This window comes from Vibrio sp. 2130-1 (genome assembly GCF_033339515.1).
In genome coordinates, this window is sequence record NZ_JAWOUT010000355.1 from 1 (window position 1) to 654 (window position 654).

At 48.6% G+C, this 654-nt stretch carries 2 protein-coding genes; both read right to left on the minus strand.

Features of this window, described 5'->3' with window-relative positions:
• Positions 1–191 (minus strand): HAD hydrolase-like protein (locus tag R7Q09_RS26190; protein ID WP_318143949.1); only part of this gene is annotated, 191 nt, incomplete at its 3' end.
• 102 nt (positions 192–293) lie between these two features.
• Positions 294–654, minus strand: a 361-nt coding sequence (locus R7Q09_RS26195; RefSeq protein WP_318143950.1) for a TrmH family RNA methyltransferase, incomplete at its 5' end; no start/stop codon positions are given.

The window sequence follows — 654 nt, forward strand, 5'->3', positions numbered from 1 at the left end:
CTTTGGCTTAGTGCACGGCCAATCAGGACGTCAGCACCGTTACCTACGTAATCACGTACTTGCTCTTCCGATACTGCAGGGTAACCCAAAGCTTGTACCGCTTGGTCTGCAGCAACGGCCAAATCAGGTACGCTGTCCAACAATGTGCCATCCAGATCGAACGCAATCAGTTTAATATCTTGTTGAGTCATAATTTCCCTAGCTAAAAATAACAAAGGATGGTTTCCCATCCTATGTGTTTGATTCTTCAAGCCACTAAGCCTTTGGGCTCAGTGACATATGGTCTCATTCGCTTACTTCGCAGCCAAGCGCTGACGAACTGCTTCGAATAAACAGATGCCTGATGCAACCGACACATTCAAACTTGATACGCTACCTGCCATTGGGATTTTAATCAAATCATCGCAAGTTTCTCGCGTTAGGCGGCGCATGCCATCACCTTCTGCGCCCATGACAATTGCCAGAGGACCAGTCAGTTTTGCTTGATAAATGTCGTGTGTCGCTTCACCCGCCGTACCCACGAACCAGATGCCCTGCTCTTGCAGAGTACGCATTGTGCGCGCTAGGTTGGTTACACGAATCAAAGGCACCACTTCTGCAGCGCCACAGGCTACTTTGCTTACTGTCGCATTCATTGGTGCTGATCGATCTTTA